Annotated in this window: 18 protein-coding genes; 7 read left to right on the forward strand and 11 right to left on the reverse strand. The window is 61.3% G+C overall.

From position 1 onward, the window contains the following. Nucleotide 1: 1 nt before the first annotated feature. Nucleotides 2–940: a LysR family transcriptional regulator gene (locus ACP7EW_RS22150; protein ID WP_426219729.1), complete on the reverse strand. Its 939-nt coding sequence runs from the start codon at nt 938–940 to the stop codon at nt 2–4. Between the two features lie 170 nt (nt 941–1,110). On the opposite strand from ACP7EW_RS22150, the gene ACP7EW_RS22155 reads away from it, so the two are divergent. Next, nucleotides 1,111–2,121 (forward strand): zinc-dependent alcohol dehydrogenase family protein, encoded by a 1,011-nt coding sequence (locus tag ACP7EW_RS22155; RefSeq protein ID WP_426219731.1) that lies wholly within the window; start codon nt 1,111–1,113, stop codon nt 2,119–2,121. A gap of 52 nt (nt 2,122–2,173) precedes the next feature. Here ACP7EW_RS22155 and ACP7EW_RS22160 read toward each other — a convergent pair whose 3' ends face one another. Next, nucleotides 2,174–2,530 carry a VOC family protein gene (locus tag ACP7EW_RS22160; RefSeq protein WP_426219733.1) on the reverse strand — a complete coding sequence of 119 codons (357 nt, stop codon included), beginning with the start codon at nt 2,528–2,530 and terminating at the stop codon, nt 2,174–2,176. A 117-nt stretch (nt 2,531–2,647) separates the two neighbouring features. Here ACP7EW_RS22160 and ACP7EW_RS22165 point away from each other — a divergent pair, with 117 nt between their 5' ends. Beyond that, a complete protein-coding gene (locus tag ACP7EW_RS22165) occupies nt 2,648–3,421 on the forward strand; it encodes an NAD(P)-binding domain-containing protein (protein WP_426219735.1) in 774 nt (257 codons plus the stop codon). Here the strand turns inward: ACP7EW_RS22165 and ACP7EW_RS22170 are convergent. Next, nucleotides 3,416–4,309 (reverse strand): LysR family transcriptional regulator, encoded by an 894-nt coding sequence (locus tag ACP7EW_RS22170; protein ID WP_177114666.1) that lies wholly within the window; start codon nt 4,307–4,309, stop codon nt 3,416–3,418. The genes ACP7EW_RS22165 and ACP7EW_RS22170 overlap by 6 nt on opposite strands. A 94-nt stretch (nt 4,310–4,403) precedes the next feature. Here ACP7EW_RS22170 and ACP7EW_RS22175 point away from each other — a divergent pair, with 94 nt between their 5' ends. Beyond that, nucleotides 4,404–5,570, forward strand: a complete 1,167-nt coding sequence (locus tag ACP7EW_RS22175) for an MFS transporter (protein ID WP_177049883.1) — start codon at nt 4,404–4,406, stop codon at nt 5,568–5,570. 80 nt (nt 5,571–5,650) lie between these two features. Further along, nucleotides 5,651–6,769 (forward strand): saccharopine dehydrogenase family protein, encoded by a 1,119-nt coding sequence (locus ACP7EW_RS22180; RefSeq protein ID WP_426220295.1) that lies wholly within the window; start codon nt 5,651–5,653, stop codon nt 6,767–6,769. Here ACP7EW_RS22180 and ACP7EW_RS22185 read toward each other — a convergent pair. The 3 genes from ACP7EW_RS22185 to ACP7EW_RS22195 all read right to left on the reverse strand — a co-directional run bounded on the left by ACP7EW_RS22185 (nt 6,723) and on the right by ACP7EW_RS22195 (nt 8,985). Beyond that, nucleotides 6,723–7,127 carry a DoxX-like family protein gene (locus ACP7EW_RS22185; RefSeq protein WP_426219737.1) on the reverse strand — a complete coding sequence of 135 codons (405 nt, stop codon included), beginning with the start codon at nt 7,125–7,127 and terminating at the stop codon, nt 6,723–6,725. The two genes, ACP7EW_RS22180 and ACP7EW_RS22185, sit on opposite strands and share 47 nt — an antisense overlap. Next, the gene (locus tag ACP7EW_RS22190; RefSeq protein ID WP_426219739.1) at nt 7,124–7,576 is read right to left on the reverse strand and encodes a thiol-disulfide oxidoreductase DCC family protein; all 453 of its coding nucleotides are present in this window, start codon (nt 7,574–7,576) and stop codon (nt 7,124–7,126) included. Before ACP7EW_RS22190 ends, ACP7EW_RS22185 begins: the two co-directional genes overlap by 4 nt. A 71-nt stretch (nt 7,577–7,647) precedes the next feature. Then, a complete protein-coding gene (locus tag ACP7EW_RS22195; protein ID WP_426219741.1) occupies nt 7,648–8,985 on the reverse strand; it encodes an MFS transporter in 1,338 nt (445 codons plus the stop codon). Between the two features lie 421 nt (nt 8,986–9,406). Between ACP7EW_RS22195 and ACP7EW_RS22200 the strand changes: the two genes are divergently transcribed. Further along, nucleotides 9,407–9,733 carry a putative 2OG-Fe(II) oxygenase gene (locus ACP7EW_RS22200; protein ID WP_426219743.1) on the forward strand — a complete coding sequence of 109 codons (327 nt, stop codon included), beginning with the start codon at nt 9,407–9,409 and terminating at the stop codon, nt 9,731–9,733. Between the two features lie 13 nt (nt 9,734–9,746). Here the strand turns inward: ACP7EW_RS22200 and ACP7EW_RS22205 are convergent, their stop codons facing one another. The 3 genes from ACP7EW_RS22205 to ACP7EW_RS22215 form a co-directional block, all read right to left on the reverse strand. Continuing rightward, nucleotides 9,747–11,240 (reverse strand): methyl-accepting chemotaxis protein, encoded by a 1,494-nt coding sequence (locus ACP7EW_RS22205; protein ID WP_426219745.1) that lies wholly within the window; start codon nt 11,238–11,240, stop codon nt 9,747–9,749. A gap of 166 nt (nt 11,241–11,406) precedes the next feature. After that, complete coding sequence (locus tag ACP7EW_RS22210; protein WP_426219747.1) at nt 11,407–13,569, reverse strand: TonB-dependent siderophore receptor; 2,163 nt, start codon at nt 13,567–13,569, stop codon at nt 11,407–11,409. Between the two features lie 183 nt (nt 13,570–13,752). After that, on the reverse strand, nt 13,753–14,244 hold the full coding sequence (locus ACP7EW_RS22215) for an Lrp/AsnC family transcriptional regulator (protein WP_426219749.1): 492 nt from the start codon (nt 14,242–14,244) through the stop codon (nt 13,753–13,755). A gap of 121 nt (nt 14,245–14,365) precedes the next feature. Between ACP7EW_RS22215 and ACP7EW_RS22220 the strand changes: the two genes are divergently transcribed. Next, on the forward strand, nt 14,366–15,400 hold the full coding sequence (locus ACP7EW_RS22220; protein ID WP_426219751.1) for a histone deacetylase family protein: 1,035 nt from the start codon (nt 14,366–14,368) through the stop codon (nt 15,398–15,400). A 58-nt stretch (nt 15,401–15,458) separates the two neighbouring features. Further along, a complete protein-coding gene (locus tag ACP7EW_RS22225) occupies nt 15,459–16,856 on the forward strand; it encodes an amino acid permease (protein ID WP_426219753.1) in 1,398 nt (465 codons plus the stop codon). Here the strand turns inward: ACP7EW_RS22225 and ACP7EW_RS22230 are convergent. Then, nucleotides 16,829–17,308 carry a cytochrome P460 family protein gene (locus tag ACP7EW_RS22230; protein ID WP_038844640.1) on the reverse strand — a complete coding sequence of 160 codons (480 nt, stop codon included), beginning with the start codon at nt 17,306–17,308 and terminating at the stop codon, nt 16,829–16,831. The two genes, ACP7EW_RS22225 and ACP7EW_RS22230, sit on opposite strands and share 28 nt — an antisense overlap. Next, entirely contained in the window at nt 17,308–18,342 is a 1,035-nt protein-coding gene (locus ACP7EW_RS22235) for an alpha/beta fold hydrolase (RefSeq protein ID WP_426219756.1), read from the reverse strand. Before ACP7EW_RS22235 ends, ACP7EW_RS22230 begins: the two co-directional genes overlap by 1 nt. Between the last annotated feature and the right edge of the window lie 27 nt (nt 18,343–18,369).

Below are 18,369 nucleotides of genomic sequence, written 5' to 3' on the forward strand. Positions count from 1 at the left end.
CTTACGACTTGAGTCGTGAATGGGCGGGTTTCTCCAGCCACGCAGCATGCAACTGCGGGAAATGCTTCTGCAGCCAATCGATAAAAACCTGCACCTGGGGCGCCAAATGAGTTCGGCTTGGGTACAGCAGTGACACCGGGCGAGGGGCTGGCCGATAGGGCCTTAATATCTCCACCAAAGCGCCGCTGTCCAGATGTTCTGCAACGGTTATCCCAGGTGCCTGGATGATGCCGAAGCCGGACACACCGCATTGCACGTAGGCATTCGACTCGGTGACGGTGATACCGGCATTACTGATAAACGTCCGACTCTGTCCGTTGACTGAAAAGTGCCAAGGCAGTGTCCTGTTGCTCTGGCCGGATAAGAAGTTGACGCCTCGGTGGGCGGCCAGATCATCGAGCGTTTCAGGCAGGCCTTGCGTGTGCAAGTACTCAGGGGCGGCGCAGGTCACCATGGTTGCCAATGCGATAGGGCGGGCGATCAGGGTTGAGTCCGGCAAGTCCCCGATGCGCAACGCACAATCGATGCCTTCGCCGATCAGGTCGACGGTTCGGTCGGTGACGCCCAGCACGATGTTGATACCCGGGAACGCAGCGGCGAATCCTTTGAGACTGTTGATGAACTCCACTTGTGCGAACGCGGTGGGGATATCAATGCGCAGCCGGCCGGCGAGTGTTGCTCCGGTGCGGTCGAACATCGTGGTCGCAGCGGAGATATCCGCGAGAATTTCCTGCACGCGTTCATAGAACCGCTCGCCCTCGGCGGTCAGTGCGACCTTTCGCGTGGTGCGCTGGAACAAGCGCACGCCCAATGACGTTTCCAGTTCCTGGATATATCGAGTGACCTGGGGGCGCCCAATGTCCAGCGATTCGGCGGCTTTTGTGAAACTGCCGAGTTCGGCCAGGCGCGCGAATAGTCGCATCGATTGCAGCAATTCCATGATGTCTCCAATGCGCCCGAGTGAAACGAAGCGCCGCCAATGATTGTTGCTAAAGGATAGAACAATCATGTCTTTTTCAGTGCATTTATTGCGCTTCTCTAATCACGAAAGATGTGTCCAAGGCGAACCGGCCTCGGTTGGCTACCATTAAATGTAGCGGGAGATTCACCATGAAAGCCTGGCAGTTAAAAGATTTCGGACTGGACAACCTGCAACTTGGAGAAGCGACGACCCCGCAACCAAAAGCTGGAGAGCTTCTGGTCAAGGTCGGCGCGGTGTCGCTGAACTTTCGCGACAAGGCCATCGTTGATGGTATCTACGAGCCACACAAGGTGCCCAAACTGCTGATCCCGGTCAGCGACGCGGCCGGCACCGTGGTCGCAGTCGGTGCCGGCGTCACGCGCTTTAATGTAGGCGACCGGGTCAACTCGCACCTTTACTCGCGCTGGCTGGACGGCGAGCCGGGTCCAAACGAACCGGACTATTGTTTCGGCTCGCCATTGCCTGGCGGATTGGCGGAATACATGATCATCCACGAAGACAGCGCCGTGGCCGCACCTGCCAACATGACTGACGAGGAGGCGGCCACGCTGCCGATCGCGGCACTGACCGCCTGGTACTCGCTGGTCGACTTCGGGCACATTCAGCCGGGTCAAGCCGTGTTGGTCCAGGGCACTGGGGGCGTGTCTATATTTGCGGTGCAGATCGCCACGGCGCTGGGCGCGCAAGTAATCGCAACGTCGAGCAGTGACGAGAATCTTCAAGCGGTGAAACGTTTGGGCGCGGTCGCCGGCATCAATTACCGAACCTCGCCGAACTGGGCGGATGAGGTGCTTGGACTCACGGATGGCAAAGGCGTCGATCTGCTGCTCGATGTGGCCGGTGGCAGCGGCATCAACCAATCGGTCGCCGCGACCAAGGCCTCCGGGCGTATTGCACAGATCGGCTTTTTGACGGGGCAGACCGTAGAACTCAACCTGATGCCGCTTATCTTCCGTCAGACCACCCTTCGCGGTATTGCCGTGGCGCCACGCTCATCCTTCGACCGGATGAATGTGTTCCTTGAACGACACGGTATTCGTCCCGTGATCGATCAGGTGTACCCGTTCGAAAAAGCGCGTGAAGCCTATGAGCATCTGGCGAGAGGTGCGTTCGGGAAGGTGGTCATCAAAATCGGTTGATAGGGGAGAAGGGGCGGTACCCGAGAGCGCCGCCCCGCTGTCGCAAAGAGACCTATTGATCAGCGTTCCAAACCGCCAGTTCATAGCCATCCGGATCGCTGAAGTGGAACCTGCGTCCACCCGGGAACGAAAATGTCTCACGGGTGATGACAGCCCCCAGGGCTTTGAGTCGCTGCTGCGTGGCATCGAGATCATCGGCGTACAAAATAACTAACGGGCCACCCGCCCGAACCGGCTCCCCCGTGGTGAACCCGCCAGTCAGACGCCCATCGCTGAACTCGGTATAGGTGGGGCCGTAATCGACAAACGTCCAGCCGAACGCGCCGCCGTAGAAGGCTTTGCTGCGGGCAATATCGCTGACGTTGAATTCGATGTTGTCGATTTGCCGGTCTTTACCTTGAGTGCTCATGCTTGCCTTCCTGGCTGATCTTTTCGAGCGGCGAGTGTAGCGTGAACGGCTGCCTGCATGAAGACGGCAATCATGCCTATGATGCAGTCGACTACAGAATTGATCGGAGTGGACAGCGTGCTGAACATTGGAATCCTGGGCGTCGGAGAGCTGACGGAAAAGGTAGTGATCGGCCTGCGGCGCAGCGGCTTTGGCGGGCGGGTGCTGCTGTCCCCGCGCAACCACGAACGTGCGCAGCAACTCAGTGCGCAATGGGACTGCGAGTTGATGGCTGACAATCAACAGGTGGTCGATGGGGCGGATTTGTTGGTCCTGGGCGTGCGCCCGGAGGTGGTCGGTCAGCTTTCGGATGAAGTGCAACTTAGGGCTGAGCAAACGCTGGTATCGCTGGTGGCGGGATTGCCGCTGGCCGAGTTGCAACGCCGGTTCCCGCAGGCGCGTGTGGTGCGCGCGATGCTGTCCTATGCCGCGCAGATCAACCAGACAACCGTGGTCGTCACACCAGGCGGCGAACCCCATGCAACGCTGCTGGGCGCGCTCGGTTCCTTGGTTGTATTGGACCAGGAAGAGGCATTCGAACTGGCCACCGTCGCAGCTTGCATGAACGGCTGGTTCTATTTCTTCCTGAGTGATCTTCAGCAGTGGTTCACCGATAAAGGCCTGTCCAAGGATCAGGCCGCCCAACTGGTGATGGGCAACCTGCAAGACTGCTTGGCCAGCGCCCGCCACCAGCCAACGACCAGTCTCGAAGCGTTGGGTAGCGCCATTGCCACGCCCGGCACCTTTACGGCGGCTGGGCTGGAGGTGCTGAGACATAAAGGTGCGACGCAGGCATGGCGAGACGCCGCTGATGAGGTGCTTGAGCGGCTGCACACGCCTGCGCGTTTATAGCCGGTGATGCTCCAGCAAAAAGTCCACAAACACGCGGATCCGCGCCGGCATGCTCGCACCGCCGACAAACACCACGTGGATCGGCTCCCTGTCGCCGGGGTTCCAGGATTCCAGCAGGCGCACCAGGTCACCGCGTTGCAGGTCTTCTGCCACCGTGAACTCGCCGATGCGTGCGATACCGGCGCCTAATCGCGCCAGTTGAGCGAGCGCTTCGCCACTGCTGCATTCGATATTGCCGTTGATCTTCAACGAGAACTCCCGGCCGTCACGGGCGAAAGGCCAGTCGGATTGGGCGCGGCGGAAGTTGAAGCGCAGGCAGTTGTGTCGCAGCAAGTCGTTCGGTTCCAGCGGTGTACCGTGTTGCTGGAGGTACGCAGGCGACGCCACCAGCGCCTGGCCGGTGTCACCGATGCGGCGTGCTGTCAGCGGGCTGTCTGGCAGGTCGCCAAAGCGGATCGCCACGTCCGCTTGGCCGCCAAGGATGTCGACCACTTCGTCGCCCAAGGTCAGGTCCACCACAATGTTCGGGTAGCGGGCGCTGAATGCTGCCACCAAGGGCACGATGGCCATGCGACCGTGGCCCAGGGCCGCGCTGACCCGCAACCGGCCTTTGGGTGCGCCCTGGTCGGCGATGGCCTCTTCGACTTCGGCCATGTCGGCCAGGATGCGCCGGGCGCCGCGAAGGTACACCTCGCCTTCGGCCGTGAAGGCCAGGGCGCGGGTCGTCCGAATCAGCAGGCGGGTGCCCAGGCGCTGTTCCGTACGTGCGATGACCCGGCTGACGGCCGAGGGCGTCAAGCGTAACGCCCGTGCCGCCGCCGACAGGCTGCCTTCCTGCGCCACCATCGCGAATACCGCCATCTCGCCCGACCTGCCGTTGAAATCCATTTTTGCCTCGCGCGCAAAGGTGATTGCCAATTAAACGGTCTAGTGCCGTTAAAGCGTTGATCGTAGCATTTGCGGCATAAATGAGGAGTCTTCCATGCGTATCAATCCACCCCTTGTAGCCCTTGCCGTCGGTGCCTTTGGCATTGGCGTCACTGAGTTCGCGCCCATGGGCATGCTGCCCACCATCGCCAATGACCTTGGCGTGTCCATTCCCACCGCTGGGCTGTTGGTCAGTGCCTATGCCCTGGGGGTGCTGCTCGGCGCGCCCCTGATGATCCTGACCACCGGCAAGATTCCCCGGCGTTATCTGCTGGTGGGGCTCATGGCTATTTTCACCCTGGGTAACGTGATGTCGGCGCTTGCCACCGGCTATTACGACCTGTTGATCGCCCGCGTCATCACTTCGCTTAACCACGGCGCGTTTTTTGGCGTCGGCTCCATCGTCGCCGCCAGCGTGGTCGCGCCGGATAAGCGTGCCGGAGCCGTCGCCGCAATGTTTATGGGTCTGACCCTGGCGACCATTGGCGGTGTGCCGCTGGCGACCTGGTTTGGTGAACTGCTTGGCTGGCGTACGGCGTTCTGGGGCATTGGCGGGTTGGGCCTGGTGACCATGGTCGCGCTGTGGTTCGCGCTGCCTAACCTGCCACTGCCGAAAAGCGACGGCGTGCTGGCCGAAATCAAGGTGTTGGGGCGTGGTTCGGTACTGGCGGCGCTGGCCCTGACCGTGGTCGGTTCGGGTGCGATGTTCACCGTGTTTACCTATATCGCGCCGATCCTGAGCAATGAGACCCATGCGTCTACCCCCTTTATCACGGCCATGCTGGTGCTGTTTGGCGTCGGGCTGACCCTGGGCAATATGTGGGGCGGCAAGGCGGCAGACCGTTCGATTGACCGGACCCTGATCGTCTCGCTGAGCGCACTGATCCTGGTCCTGCTGGCCTTTGCATTCCTGATGCGCTGGCCGATTCCGGCGGCGGTGAGCATCCTCATCTGGGGTATCGCCAGCTTTGCCGTCGTGCCGCCGTTGCAGATGCGCGTGATGGAAGCGGCCAAGGATGCGCCAAACCTGGCCTCGGCCGTGAACATCGGCGCTTTCAACTTCGGTAACGCGATTGGCGCCGCAGTGGGTGGCGCGGTGATCAACGCAGGGCTGGGCTACCCGGCGATTTCCCTGGCCGGCGCCGCGATGGCGGGCTTGGGGTTGCTGATGGTCGTGAGCTTCGCCTGGAGTTCCAGGACTCGCATGGCTGCGGCGGTTTAGGAAATCGAGTATCGTTGGCCGCCTCAGCTGCCAGCCTGTTGCAGGCGCAGCGCATGATCGATGGTTCAGGGAAGACGGGCATGGTACTCAGGGTGATGGTGATCGGCGGCTACGGCAATTTCGGCAGCATCGTGTGCCGACATCTGGCCGTAGCACCGGGCATTGAGCTGGTGATCTCGGGCCGTGATCCACACAAGTTGCAGCGCAAACTCGACGCGTTGAACGCGCAGCCCGGCACGGTGTGCGAAGGCTGGTGCGGCGACGCGATGGGGGCGGGATTCGCGGGTGTTTTACAGTCCGAGCGCATCCAGTTAGTGATTCACACCGGCGGCCCGTTCCAGGGGCAGTCCTATGCGGTAGCCCTGAGTTGCATCGAGGCGGGTGTTAACTACTGCGACCTGTCCGACTGCCGCACCTTCGTCAATGGCGTGGGCGTGCTGGATGCGCAGGCCAAGCAGGCGGGCGTGGCGATCCTCAGTGGTTGCAGTTCGGTGCCGACGCTGTCATCGGCGCTCATCGACCAGTACCGGTCGCGCTTTACGCGCATCGATTCGATCGAGCATGGCATTTCCTCTTCGGCCAAGATGCCGGGCCTGTCGACGATCGAAGGCGTGCTGGCCTACGCGGGCAAACCGATCAAGCAACTCAGGAATGGCCAGGTACACGAAGTGCTGGGTTGGCAGGACCTGACGCTGCGCAAAATGCCTGGGCTGGGCACGCGGGTGCTGGCCAACGTGGACGTGCCGGACATGGATATTTTCGCCAGCCGCTACGGCGCCCACACCTTGCGCTTCAAGGCGGGCGCGGGGCTCAAGCTGGGTGGTGTCGCCAACGGGTTGCTGGCCCAGGCTAGGCGGTTGGGGATCGTGCGCGATCATGTCGCCTGGGCCGCGCGGCTGCATCGGTTGGGCACTTGGTTCGAGCGGTTTGGCGACGGTAAAAGCGCGATGTACATCGATGTGCAGGGCGTGGGGGCTGACGGCCAACCCTTGTCACTGGCCGTGCAATTGACGGCCTTGAATGACAAAGGCCCGGAAATCCCCAGCTGCGCTGCTGTTGCGCTGGCCGTCAAGATCGCCCAGGGCTACCGGCCCGAACCCGGCGCGCGGCCGTGCGTCGGTGAGATCACCGTCGACGAGTACGTGGCTGCCATCAACGACCCGGCGAACCTGAGTCTGTCTGTACGGTTCTCGGACTAGCGCACCACGCTACCGCGCACAACGCCACCCCGGCCACGTTGAGCGACACAGGGTTGAATGCCTCCCTGAGCATCGCCGGGCTGACAATCGCCACGTCTACCAGCAGGCCCGACAGCGCCGCCGCCGCCACTGCAACGGGCCAGACACTGCGCGGTGAAAGCACGATCCATAGCGCCAGGACGATCTCCCCAATTCCGGCCAGCGTGGCGAACAGCTGCACCTGTTCGATGCCATGCGCCTCAATCATTACCCGCTCGCCCTGGCTTAGCCACAGCAGCTTCGGCACCAGCCCATGGTAGGCAAACATGAACGCCAGCCCGACTCGGGCGATCCAGTTGATGCGCACCAAGGGAGTCATAGCGGTGCCTTCAAGAAACGCCGCTCATGGTCTGGATGCGGCAACAGGCACGTGTCGTACCGCCCGAAAATCCGATAGCGATTGCGTGCGATGCGGTCGTAAGCCCAATCCCGCAGCCCGCGCGGGATGATGCGCAACAACAGCAATGGACGCCGCGCGGTAGGCAGTTGCGCAATGATTTCGAACACGGCGTCCGAACGCACCCAGTAGTGGTGGTTGCGAATGACCGCCAGCGTGTCGAACTGATCCAGGGGCAACCCCGCCCAAGCCAGCAACGCCTGGCCCTCGGGGGATTGCACCGCCGCCAAGCGTATGCGTTGTTGGCAGTCATGACGGATCAGGAACCTCGCCCAACCATTGCACAACTTGCACACGCCATCGAACAGCACCACGGTTTCGCCAGGTTCGAGCAACGGCGCGGGGGAAGGGCGGGTTTGGGATACGGGCATCAGGGTGGGTCCAATCGGGCCGGTTTAGCCTGGATCATACCTGCGTTCAGCGGCTTCCACCCTCGCGCCGTTTACCTTGATAGCAACGGCGCGGAGCTTTTGTCCTCCGGCCCCACGTCATGCAAGGAAATCCTCGACGTCTCCGGCAACGCCAACCCACCCGCCAACGCCAGCAACGCCACGGCAATCAGGTAGAACGCCGGTGACAGATTGCTGCCCGTGGTGCTGATCAACCAGGTCGCCATCAACGGCGCGGTGCCACCGAAGATCGTGTAGGCCAGGTTGTAGGTGATCGCCGAGGCGGTGTAGCGCGTGCGGGTCGGAAAGGTTTCCGACAGCAAGGCGGCCGTGACCACGCCACACAGCACGGCCCCTACCGCCAGCAGCATCACGCCGACGATGGAGGCCGCGAACGAGCCGGAGCTGGCCATCAGGAACGACGGATACACCACGATCATCAACAACACACAGGCGGTCATCACCGTAGCGCGACGCCCGACTCTATCCGAGTACAACCCCGCCAGTGGGCAGATCGCCGCCGCGAAGATCAACGCAATCAGCGACACCAGCAACGCCATCGCCCGACTCAAGCCGCCGGCCACTTGCAGGTAGGTCGCGAAGTAAGTGGTGAACATATAAAACGACAGCGCCGTCAGTGACACAAAAGCGCCCAGGCAGCAGATCGCCGCACCATGGTTGCGCAGGGTTTCCTTGAGCGGGGAGTGGGCCACGGTGTGTTCCTCTTTCACCGCCTGGAAAGCGGGTGTCTCGTCCAGCTTCCAGCGCAGGTAAAGCCCCACCAATCCCAGCGGCGCGGCGATCAGGAATGGCAGGCGCCAGCCCCAACTGCCCATGGCCTCGGCGGACAACGACGCTTCCAGTGCATACGCCACCACTGCGGCGGCGGCGAAGGCGGAAAACGTCGACACCGGCACGAAGCTGCCGTACCACGCGCGTTTGTCACTGGGCGCGTGCTCCATCAGATAGGCACAGGCCCCGGCATATTCGCCCCCGGCAGAGAAACCCTGGGCGCAACGGATCAGCGACAACAGGATCGGCGCTGCGACACCGATGGCGGCGTAGGTGGGGAGCAGGCCGATCAGCGTGGTGGCGCCGGCCATCAACAGGATCGTCATGGCCAGCGTACGTTTGCGGCCGATGCGGTCACCGAGCATGCCGAAGAAAATCCCGCCCAGGGGGCGGAAGGCAAACGCCACGGCAAACACGGCGAAGGTCTTGAGCAACGCCGCGCTGGCGTCGCCGCTGGGGAAGAATTGCTGCGCGATGGTGGTGGCGAGGAAACCGTAGACGGCGAAGTCGAACCACTCGACAAAGTTACCGATGCCGGCGGCGATAATGACCTTTCGCAAAGTCTGAGGGCTGACCTGTTCGGTGGATGGGCTCGTCATGGGGGGAGGCCTCGGGATAGGTGCGGGGATGACTGATTATCGGGGCAGGCTGTTGGGCGACGGGGCTCAAAAGAGTCGTCCGCGTAGTCAGCAGCGACTTGCTGGAGGTGGTGAAGGCAGGATTTGGGCCAGGTGAGGTGGGGCGCTTGTGCGCAACTGTCGTTAAGACTTTAACAATGGTTTACATCGCCGAATCGATGATGCCGGTATGGTTTGTGGCTACTGGCAAAACATGATGAGTAACCCATGCAGTCGAGCGACAATCTGTTGAATCCGGAGCTGATCAATATCCGGCGGCTGTTCACAACGCCTTTGGCCAGCATCCAATACCCCAATGCAGACACGCTCAACGCTGAGCTCAAAGCGCTGGTCACACAGCGCATGGCGCAGGATCAGTCTGGCGCTCAGCGCGTGGGCCAATGTGAACGAGGCGGGCCACAGCAATGCGCTGCATGGGCATCCTGGCGCATTTTGGTCGGGCGTTTACTGGGTCGATGCGGGGGGGCGTGAAGAGGACGCCACCGTCGGCGGCGACCTGGAATTCGTCGATCCACGTGGCATGGTCGCCTCGACCTACAATCCCGCCTTGCGCATGCGGGTCGAGGATTGCCTGGCTGCCGGTTTCAGCAGCATCTGTGTCGCCAGCAGCGGGACATTGATCATGTTTCCGTCCTGGTTGATGCACTTGGTACGACGCTTAGAGGGCACGCGGCCACGGATCTCCATCGCGTTCAACTTCGGCACATGACGACCCTGAACGTTCACTGATGGAAGCGTCTGCCCAACGCATCCAACCGCACCGCAATCGGCGGTAGCTGCTCACTGCTGCGCGCCAGGGTTTCCACATCGTTGGCGGTGCTTTGCGCAATGCTCTGCACCGACTGCAACCGCCCGACAATCTCCAGGTTCGCGGTGGTCTGCTCGCGGGTGGTGGTCACGATCCGGCCGTTCAGGTCGTCGATGTGCGCAATGTCGTTGCCCACGGCGCGCAGCATGTCGACGGCGACCTGGCTGTCTTCCACGCAACGCTCCACGCCTTGGCGACTGTCGTGCATGGCTTCCACGGCCTGGCGGCTGCCGTGTTGCAGGCCTTCGATGATGGTCTTGATTTCCTGGGTGGACACCGCCGTGCGCTGCGCCAGGCTGCGCACTTCGTCGGCGACCACGGCGAAACCACGGCCTTGCTCGCCGGCGCGGGCGGCTTCGATGGCGGCGTTGAGGGCGAGCAGGTTGGTCTGGTTGGCGATGCTGTTGATCACTTCGAGTACGCTGCCGATCTGTTCGGCTTGCACGGCCAGGCCCTGCACGGTTTCATGGGTGCCGTTGAGGCGGGAGGCCAACTGGGTGATTTCCTGCTGGGAACGGTTGACGCTTTCCTGGCCGCGCAGGATCTGTTGGCTGGCCTTGCCGGCGTGGTCTACCGCTTGCTCGACGTGCACGGCGATGTGGCCCATGGCGTCTTCCATGCGCTGCATCGAACCGGTCATCTGAGTGATCTCGGCCAATTGGTGCCGCGCGCCTTTTTCCAGGGTGCCGCTGGCGCTGGCCAGTGCCTGGCCGAGTTGGCCGAGGCCGTGGGAGTCGCGGGCGACACCGTCAATCAGGTGTGTGATCTGTTGCAGGAAGTGGTCGAAACGCTTGGCCAGGGACACACGCACCTTGCCGTCACCTTGGGTGGTCTGCGCGCTGAATTGGGAGGTGACCGCGAGCATCTTCTCCAGCATTTCCTGGCTCTCGACCGCTTCGGCCTGGCTGTGTACGGCCAGGTAGAGCAGGGCGACGGTTTCCATCACCACGTAGAACGCATGGACGAACACCATGGTCCAGCCGCCGTGATGCTCCATCACAAACACCGGGAAGCCTTGGTGTTGCAGGGCATGGAACACCACGTGATGCACGGCGATGGTGGCGGCGGCGACCAGGATCGGCAGCCAGTCACGATAAAACGTCAGCACCGCCAACAGCGCGAAGATCCCGAAGTGTGATTCGATCACGCCCTGGGCCTGGTTGATGTGCAGCGCCGCCATCACCATGAGGCCTGCGCCGAGGGCGCAACGCATCACGCGGGTGCCACCTATGGCACGGTACAGCGCCGTGAGCACCACGCTGGTGCCACCGCCGACAATGACCGCTTGAATCAGGGTGTCATGCCAGAACGCCAGGCCCAGGGAGAACAGGAACATCAGCCAGATCAACGCCAGCATGATGCGGTCGGCTTTACGGTAATGCTCGAAAAAACGCGCGCGGGTGGGCATTCACACTTACTCCATGTGGTCTGGCCGAATCAAAGTGGGGGCAGGGTGGAGCGAATCAGGTGTTTTTGGTTTTTATTGGTTTCAGTGATGCCAAACGGTTATCGGCATGCGGGGGCGGGACTTGAGGAACGGCTACCCGGGCGGGTAGCCGTTAATCGGATGGCGATCAGAAGCTGTATTTGGCGGTCAGCATCATGTTGCGCGGGTTGCCGTAGGCGTCGCCGCCGTAGCTCACGGAGTTGGCGATGGTGGAGTAGTAGCGACGGTCAAAGATGTTGTTGGCGTTGACCTGCAGGTCGAGGTGGTCATTGACCCTGTAGCCGGCCATCAGGTCGGTGACCGCGTAGGCGCCTTGCGTGAGGCGATAACTGCCGCCGTTCGCCAGGTCGAGGTCGTTGTACATGCGGCTCTGCCAGGAAACGTTGCCGCCTACACGAAGTTTTTCCAATGGGCCCTGGAAGTGGTAGTTGGTGGTCAGTTTGAACAGGTGTTCCGGGGTGTCGGTGTCGAACTGCTTGTTAACGTTCTGTGGGTTGGCTTCATCCTTGATGGTGTGGGTACGCGCGTAGGTGTAGCCCCCGCCGACCTGCCAGTTCTCGGTCAGGGCGCCTTGCAGTTCGAAGTCGATACCCTGGCTGCGGATCTCGCCCGAGGCCTCGGAGCAGGACGCCTGTGGGCAGTTTGGCACGGTGATGCCCACCGCGCGATTTTCCTGGTCCACGCGGAACAGCGCCAGGCTCGCATTCAGCGCGCCACCCAGGTATTCACCCTTGATACCGACCTCATAATTCTTGCCGACGATTGGCTTTAGGGGGGTGCCCGAGGTGTCTTTTTCGCTCTGTGGCGTGAAGATGTCGCTGTAGCTGACATACACCGAGTGATGATCGTCCAGGTCATAGATCAGGCCCGCGTAGCGCGTGAGGTTGCGGGTCACCTTGTAGTCGCCGGTGTCACTGCCGTGGGCATCGTAGTCATACCAGTCCAGGCGCCCGCCGAGGATCAGCTTCAACGGGTCGGCCAGGCTCAGGCGCGTGGTGACGTAGACCCCATCCTGGGTGGTGACGTCACGGTCATTGGTGGTGTGGACGAAGTCCGGTTTGCCCGCCGTGAGCGGCCAGTTCAGGTTGTACGGGCTGTAGTTGTGGGTGGTCATGTCATAGATGCGCCGACTGGCGCCCACCACCAGTTCATGGGTACGCCCGAACGCCTGGAAGGGCCCGCTGGCGAAAGCGTCGATGCCGGCCTGGTTTTCATCGTAGGCGGCCTGGTACACCGTGCGCGCCGGGGTGTTGTTGGTCCAGCGCGATTGGTAGGAGCCGGAAAACAACGCATTCTGTTCAGCGTAGTTGGCGTTGACCTGCAGTTTCCAGTCGTTGGCCAGTTGCTGACGCAGTTCGGCGAATACGGTGTTGATCTCCTGGTCCTTGTTTTCCCAATCGGTGCCGGGGTTGTAGGACCGTGGCAGGTTCAGGTGATGACCGTCCTGGCCGACCATCGACGAGCCCCAGAAGTAGTTGGTCTTGTCCTTCTGGTTGGAGAATCCGAGGGTCAGGGTGGTGTCTTCGCTCAGGTCGGCTTCGGTGACGGCGTAGAACAGGCCGTGATATTCCTCGGCGTTGTCGATAAAGCTGTTGGCATCGCGATAAGACGTGACGACGCGGCCACGCCAAGTGCCGCTGTCGTTGAGGGGGCTGGAGGCATCGAGTTCGCCACGGTAGTCATCCCAACTGCCGGCGGCGCCGGTGAGGGTGACCTTTTGCTCGTCCAGTGGGCGCTTGCGTACCAGGTTGATAGCCGCCGAAGGGTTACCCGCACCGGTCACCAACCCGGTGGCACCGCGCACGACTTCGACGCGATCGAACATCGCCAAGTTCGGCTGTGCGCCTACGGAGACGCCGTTGTAGCCGCTGGGGATGCCGTCGTACATCAGGTTGTCGATGTCGAAGCCACGCGACGTGTAGGACTGCCGGCCAGGACCGCTGGAGAAGTTGAGGAACAGACCGGGTGTGGCTTTGACCACATCATTGATACTGGTCATCGCCTGGTCATCCATGCGTTGGCGCGTAATAACGGTAACGGCCTGCGGGGTTTCACGCATGGTCAACGGCAGCTTGGTCGCGGTTTTCATCGCACCGGTGGTGTAGGACTGCGTGCCTTCGGTGGTTTCGCCCAGTTGCGCTTCGCCGGAGATTTGCGTGGCCCCCAATTCAAGGGTGGCGGCGGGTGCCTGGGTCTCGGCGGCAAAGGCCGCAGATGAGCTTGCAAGGCAGACGGCCAAGGCCATCAGACTGGGTGAAAAACCTTTGCCGCCGTGTTGTTGCACAGACATGGAACTGACTCTCCCCGAATGCCGTCCCTGGCGAATAATAAAGATGTTGATAATTATTCGCATCAGTGTGGCAGATTGAGCTTGTGGGAAAAAGCCTTTGAAGAGAATTAGTTAATGATTTTTCACATCTGTTTAGGGCCAATTCGTCACACCGTCGTCATAAAGGTTCGGCGTGCGCGGCGATTATTCACGCGGGGGAATCGCCACGCGACTCGTCGCCTTGACTTCCCTCAGCGCCAGACTCGACTGAATCGACGCAATCCCCAACTGCCGTCGCAACACGCTCTCGACAAACTCGCTGTAGCTGTCCAGGTCTTGCGCGAGGACCTGCAACAGGTAATCCGCATCCCCGGTGATCTTGTGGCAGGACAGCACCTGCGGCAGCTCCTTCACCACCGCCTCAAACGCATCCGGCGCGTGATCGGTGTGGATCGCGAAACGCACATGGACGAACGCCATGATGTCCAGTCCGAGCATCTTGCGGTCGAGGTTGGCCTGGTAATCCTTGATCACGCCTTCTTCCTCCAGGCGTTTGCGCCGACGCCAGCAGGGGGTGAGACTCAGTGACAGGCGTTCGCTCAACTGCGCGTTGGAAATACTGGCGTCTTCCTGCAACAAAGCGAGGATGGCGAGATCGGTGTCATCAAGAGCGACCTGTCTGGTTTTATTTTTCATAATTGTGCGCCACAGAGGTAAATATTCCCGATAAAGCTAACAGTGCCGTAAGTAAAAGCAAAGAAAGCCCGGCGTGGCCAGAACAAAATAGACCCTGTCTTTTACTGGCGGATGCCCACCCATGTTGACTGTTTTTAGCGAAGCCCACCGTTTGCACCACGGCACTGAACTGAAGGATGGCGTGCTCAAGCCTTCATTCGAACAACCCAGCCGCGCCGACACGGTGCGCGACCGCGTCAGGCAGGTGGGCCTGGGCGATATCGTCACACCACGCCGCTTCGATCGGGCCTGTTACGTCAATGCCCACAGCGAGCGCTACGTAGCGTTCCTCGAAACCGCCTGGGCCGAATGGACCGCCATTGGCCGCAGCCATGACGCGTTGCCCCTGGTGTGGCCGGTCCGTGACTTGGCGAACCATCAAGTCCCGGAGTTCATCGACGGCAAGCTCGGTTTCTACGCGATGGACGCCGGCTCGCCGATTACCCGCACCACCTGGGAGGCGGTCAAAACCAGCGCGGACATCGCCTTGACCGGCCTGGCGCTGATCGACGAGGGCCATCACAGCGCCTTCGCCCTGTGCCGCCCGCCGGGCCATCACGCAGCACGCGAATACATGGGCGGTTATTGCTACCTCAACAACGCCGCGATTGCCGCCGAGCAAGCCATTACCCAAGGCGCCAAGCGCGTGGCGGTACTGGATGTGGATTTCCACCATGGCAACGGCACGCAGAACATTTTCTACGACCGCCCAGACGTGCTGTTCATCTCCCTGCATGGCGACCCGGCAGTCTCTTACCCGTACTTTTCCGGTGCGGCCAGTGAACGCGGTGCGGGCGCAGGGGAGGGCTTCAACCTGAATTATCCGTTGCCGAAGAACACCACCTGGGCGCACTACCAAATCGCCTTGATCAATGCGTGCCAGCAACTGCGCGACTTCGCGCCCGAGGTGCTGGTGATCTCCCTCGGCGTCGACACCTTCAAGGACGACCCCATCAGCCATTTCCTCCTCGACAGCCAGGACTTCCTCGGCATGGGCCAAATCATTGCCAGCGTCGGCGTGCCCACTCTGTTCGTGATGGAAGGCGGCTACATGGTCGATGAAATCGGCATCAATGCCGTCAACGTGCTGCACGGTTTCGAAAGCAACAGCCAATAACAACAACCCGTCGACTTTTCTTCTGCCAAAACTCAAAAACATAACAAGAGGTTTTGTGATGAAAACAACCACGTCCGGGCTTTCTGAAAAGCCTGCGTTGCAACGCACCCTGAGCAACCGCCATATCCAGTTGATGGCCATGGGCGGTGCAATCGGCACCGGCCTGTTCATGGGCTCCGGCAAGATCATTGCGCTGTCCGGCACTTCAATCATCCTGATCTACATGATCATCGGGCTGTTCGTGTATTTCGTGATGCGCGCCATGGGCGAACTGCTGCTGTCCAACCTGAACTTCAAAAGCTTCGCCGACTTTGCCGGCGCCTATCTGGGGCCGCGTGCGGCGTTCTTTCTCGGCTGGTCATATTGGTTGAGCTGGAGCGTGGCGGTGGTGGGGGATGCGGTGGTGGTCGGCGGCTTCTTCCAGTACTGGTTTCCCCATGTGCCAGCCTGGATGCCGGCAGTGGGCATGCTGCTCACGCTGTTCGCGTTGAATGTGCTGACGGTCAAGTTGTTTGGCGAAGTGGAATTCTGGTTCGCGATCATCAAGCTCATTGGCGTGCTGACCTTGATCGGTGTGAGTGTGGTGCTGATTGCCAGTTCGTTTGTCTCGCCCACGGGAGTCACTGCGTCGCTGACCCATTTATTGGACAAACAGGCCGCGTTCCCCAATGGTTTGTTCGGTTTCTTCGCCGGGTTCCAGATGGCGATTTTTTCCTTTGCCGGCACCGAGCTGATCGGCACCGCCGCTGCTGAAACCCGTGCCCCGGAAAAGACCTTGCCCAAGGCGATCAATTCGATTCCGCTGCGTATCATCCTGTTTTACGTGCTGGCCTTGGCGTGCATCATCGCGGTGACCTCATGGCAGCAAGTCTCGCCGAGCAAAAGCCCGTTCGTTGAGTTGTTCCTGGTGGCGGGTTTTCCGGCGGCGGCGGGCATTGTCAATTTCGTGGTGCTGACCTCGGCGGCGTCGTCGGCCAACAGCGGGGTGTTTTCCGCCAGCCGTATGTTGTTCGGCCTGGCTGACCTGGGGGATGCACCGGGAGTTTTTCGGCGCTTGTCGAAGAGCAGCGTGCCGTTTATCAGTCTGGCGTTTACGACGCTGCTGATGCTGCTGGGGCTGGTGTTGCTGTTTGTGGTGCCGGAAGTGATGACCGCCTTCACCATCGTGTCGACGGTGTCGGCGATCCTGGTGATTTTCACCTGGTCGACAATCCTGGCGTCCTACATCGCCTACCGCAAGAAACGTCCGGATCTGCATGCCAAGTCCACCTACAAGATGCCCGGTGGCGTGCCGATGGCCTGGTTTTCCCTGGGTTTCCTCGCGTTTGTGCTGGGTCTGCTGGCGTTGCGGCCGGATACACGCTTGGCGCTGTGCGTGATGCCGGCCTGGTTTATCTGGCTGGGGATTGCCTACCGGTTCTCACGCTTTCAGGGCGCCAGTTTGGTAAACACATAATCGCGATCCTTCACCAACGCCTGGTGGCACGCAAAGCACGTCTGGTGCTGCGCTTCATCGGCTGGCTTGCCGTTGATGAAGCGACCGAACCCCCAGCCCCCGGTGGACGCGTATTTCTTCGAGTCCTTGACCATGAACTGCACCGTGGTCGCCGCGCCGGGGATGGACGCGGTCTTGAACTCGGGCGATTGTTCGTGTTTCCACGCCAATTTGGCCAAGACCGTGCCATCGGGGAACGGCAGCTTGCCCTCCCGGTAAGCCTTGAGCGCCGCGCTGTTGCCCAGCACCACACGTAGTTCGTTCAACGGATCGGCCTCCTGAGCAGGCGCCACCAATTCCCACTGGCGGTAGCCGTCGGGAATGGTCACGCCGTAGATGGGCGACGGAGCGCTGTCGGCGAAGGCGCCAGCCGAACTCGCCAGGGCCAATGCGGCCATGCATAGGCGCTTCATCACAAGTGATCCGCGTCAATGACCGCCTTGGCAAACGCTTCGGGCGCTTCCTGGGGCAGGTTGTGGCCCACGCCGCCGTTGATCAGGCGGAATTCATACTTGCCGGTAAAACGTTTGGCGTAATCTTCAGGTTTCGGATGCGGGGCGCCGTTGGCGTCGCCTTCCAGGGTGATGGTCGGCACGCCAATCGACGGCGCCTGGGCGAGTTTCTGCTCCAGAGGATCGTACTTCGTCTCACCCTGGACCAATCCCAGGCGCCAGCGGTAGTTGAACACGGTGATCGCCACGTGATCCGGGTTCTCCAGGCCCTTGGCGCTGCGGTCAAAGGTGGCGTCATCGAACTTCCATTGCGGGGAAGCCAGTTGCCAGATCAGCTTGGCGAAGTCATGGGTGTTTTTCTGGTAGCCCTCGGCTCCGCGCTCGGTGGCGAAGTAGAACTGATACCACCATTGCAGTTCGGCTTTAGGTGGCAAGGGGTTCTTGCCCGCCGCCTGGTTGCCGATCAGGTAACCGCTGACCGACACCAGCGCCTTGACCCGCTCCGGCCACAACGCCGAAACGATGTCCGCCGAACGTGCGCCCCAGTCGTAGCCGCCCAGTACGGCTTGCTTGATCTTCAGCGCGTCCATGAAGTCGATCACGTCACTGGCCAGTGCCGCCGGTTGGCCGTTGCGCAGGGTTTTATCCGAAAGGAAATGGGTGTCGCCATAACCCCGGGCGTAGGGGATCAGTACGCGATAACCCTTGGCTGCCAGCAGTGGGGCGACCTGGGCGTAGCTGTCGATGTCATAGGGCCAGCCGTGCAGCAGGATCACCGCCGGTCCCGTGGCCGGGCCGACTTCAGCGTAGGCCACGTTCAGCAGACCGGCCTTGACGTGCTTGAGTGCGCCGAAGGCAGTTTGGCTGCTGGCGACGGCCCGAGTGGGCGCTTCGGGCATTTCAGCGTGGGCCACGCTTATTGCGCCCAGCGGCAACAAGGCAAAGACCAGGGAAAGGGCGTGGCGTTTGAAGCGGCAATTCAACTGAGCCTGCATGGCGAGCCTCCTGTGGCTGGATGTGTG

The organism is Pseudomonas sp. DWRC2-2 (assembly GCF_049897885.1).
Taxonomy (GTDB): domain Bacteria; phylum Pseudomonadota; class Gammaproteobacteria; order Pseudomonadales; family Pseudomonadaceae; genus Aquipseudomonas; species Aquipseudomonas azotoformans_A.

Excerpts from the sequence above, each read along its gene's own strand:
- ACP7EW_RS22150 (WP_426219729.1), bottom strand. The coding sequence starts at position 940 with ATGGAATTGCTGCAATCGATGCGACTATTCGCGCGCCTGGCCGAACTC.
- ACP7EW_RS22155 (WP_426219731.1), top strand. The coding sequence starts at position 1,111 with ATGAAAGCCTGGCAGTTAAAAGATTTCGGACTGGACAACCTGCAACTT.
- ACP7EW_RS22160 (WP_426219733.1), bottom strand. The coding sequence starts at position 2,530 with ATGAGCACTCAAGGTAAAGACCGGCAAATCGACAACATCGAATTCAAC.
- ACP7EW_RS22170 (WP_177114666.1), bottom strand. The coding sequence starts at position 4,309 with ATGGATTTCAACGGCAGGTCGGGCGAGATGGCGGTATTCGCGATGGTG.
- ACP7EW_RS22175 (WP_177049883.1), top strand. The coding sequence starts at position 4,404 with ATGCGTATCAATCCACCCCTTGTAGCCCTTGCCGTCGGTGCCTTTGGC.
- ACP7EW_RS22180 (WP_426220295.1), top strand. The coding sequence starts at position 5,651 with ATGGTACTCAGGGTGATGGTGATCGGCGGCTACGGCAATTTCGGCAGC.
- ACP7EW_RS22185 (WP_426219737.1), bottom strand. The coding sequence starts at position 7,127 with ATGACTCCCTTGGTGCGCATCAACTGGATCGCCCGAGTCGGGCTGGCG.
- ACP7EW_RS22190 (WP_426219739.1), bottom strand. The coding sequence starts at position 7,576 with ATGCCCGTATCCCAAACCCGCCCTTCCCCCGCGCCGTTGCTCGAACCT.
- ACP7EW_RS22195 (WP_426219741.1), bottom strand. The coding sequence starts at position 8,985 with ATGACGAGCCCATCCACCGAACAGGTCAGCCCTCAGACTTTGCGAAAG.
- ACP7EW_RS22205 (WP_426219745.1), bottom strand. The coding sequence starts at position 11,240 with ATGCCCACCCGCGCGCGTTTTTTCGAGCATTACCGTAAAGCCGACCGC.
- ACP7EW_RS22210 (WP_426219747.1), bottom strand. The coding sequence starts at position 13,569 with ATGTCTGTGCAACAACACGGCGGCAAAGGTTTTTCACCCAGTCTGATG.
- ACP7EW_RS22215 (WP_426219749.1), bottom strand. The coding sequence starts at position 14,244 with ATGAAAAATAAAACCAGACAGGTCGCTCTTGATGACACCGATCTCGCC.
- ACP7EW_RS22220 (WP_426219751.1), top strand. The coding sequence starts at position 14,366 with ATGTTGACTGTTTTTAGCGAAGCCCACCGTTTGCACCACGGCACTGAA.
- ACP7EW_RS22225 (WP_426219753.1), top strand. The coding sequence starts at position 15,459 with ATGAAAACAACCACGTCCGGGCTTTCTGAAAAGCCTGCGTTGCAACGC.
- ACP7EW_RS22230 (WP_038844640.1), bottom strand. The coding sequence starts at position 17,308 with ATGAAGCGCCTATGCATGGCCGCATTGGCCCTGGCGAGTTCGGCTGGC.
- ACP7EW_RS22235 (WP_426219756.1), bottom strand. The coding sequence starts at position 18,342 with ATGCAGGCTCAGTTGAATTGCCGCTTCAAACGCCACGCCCTTTCCCTG.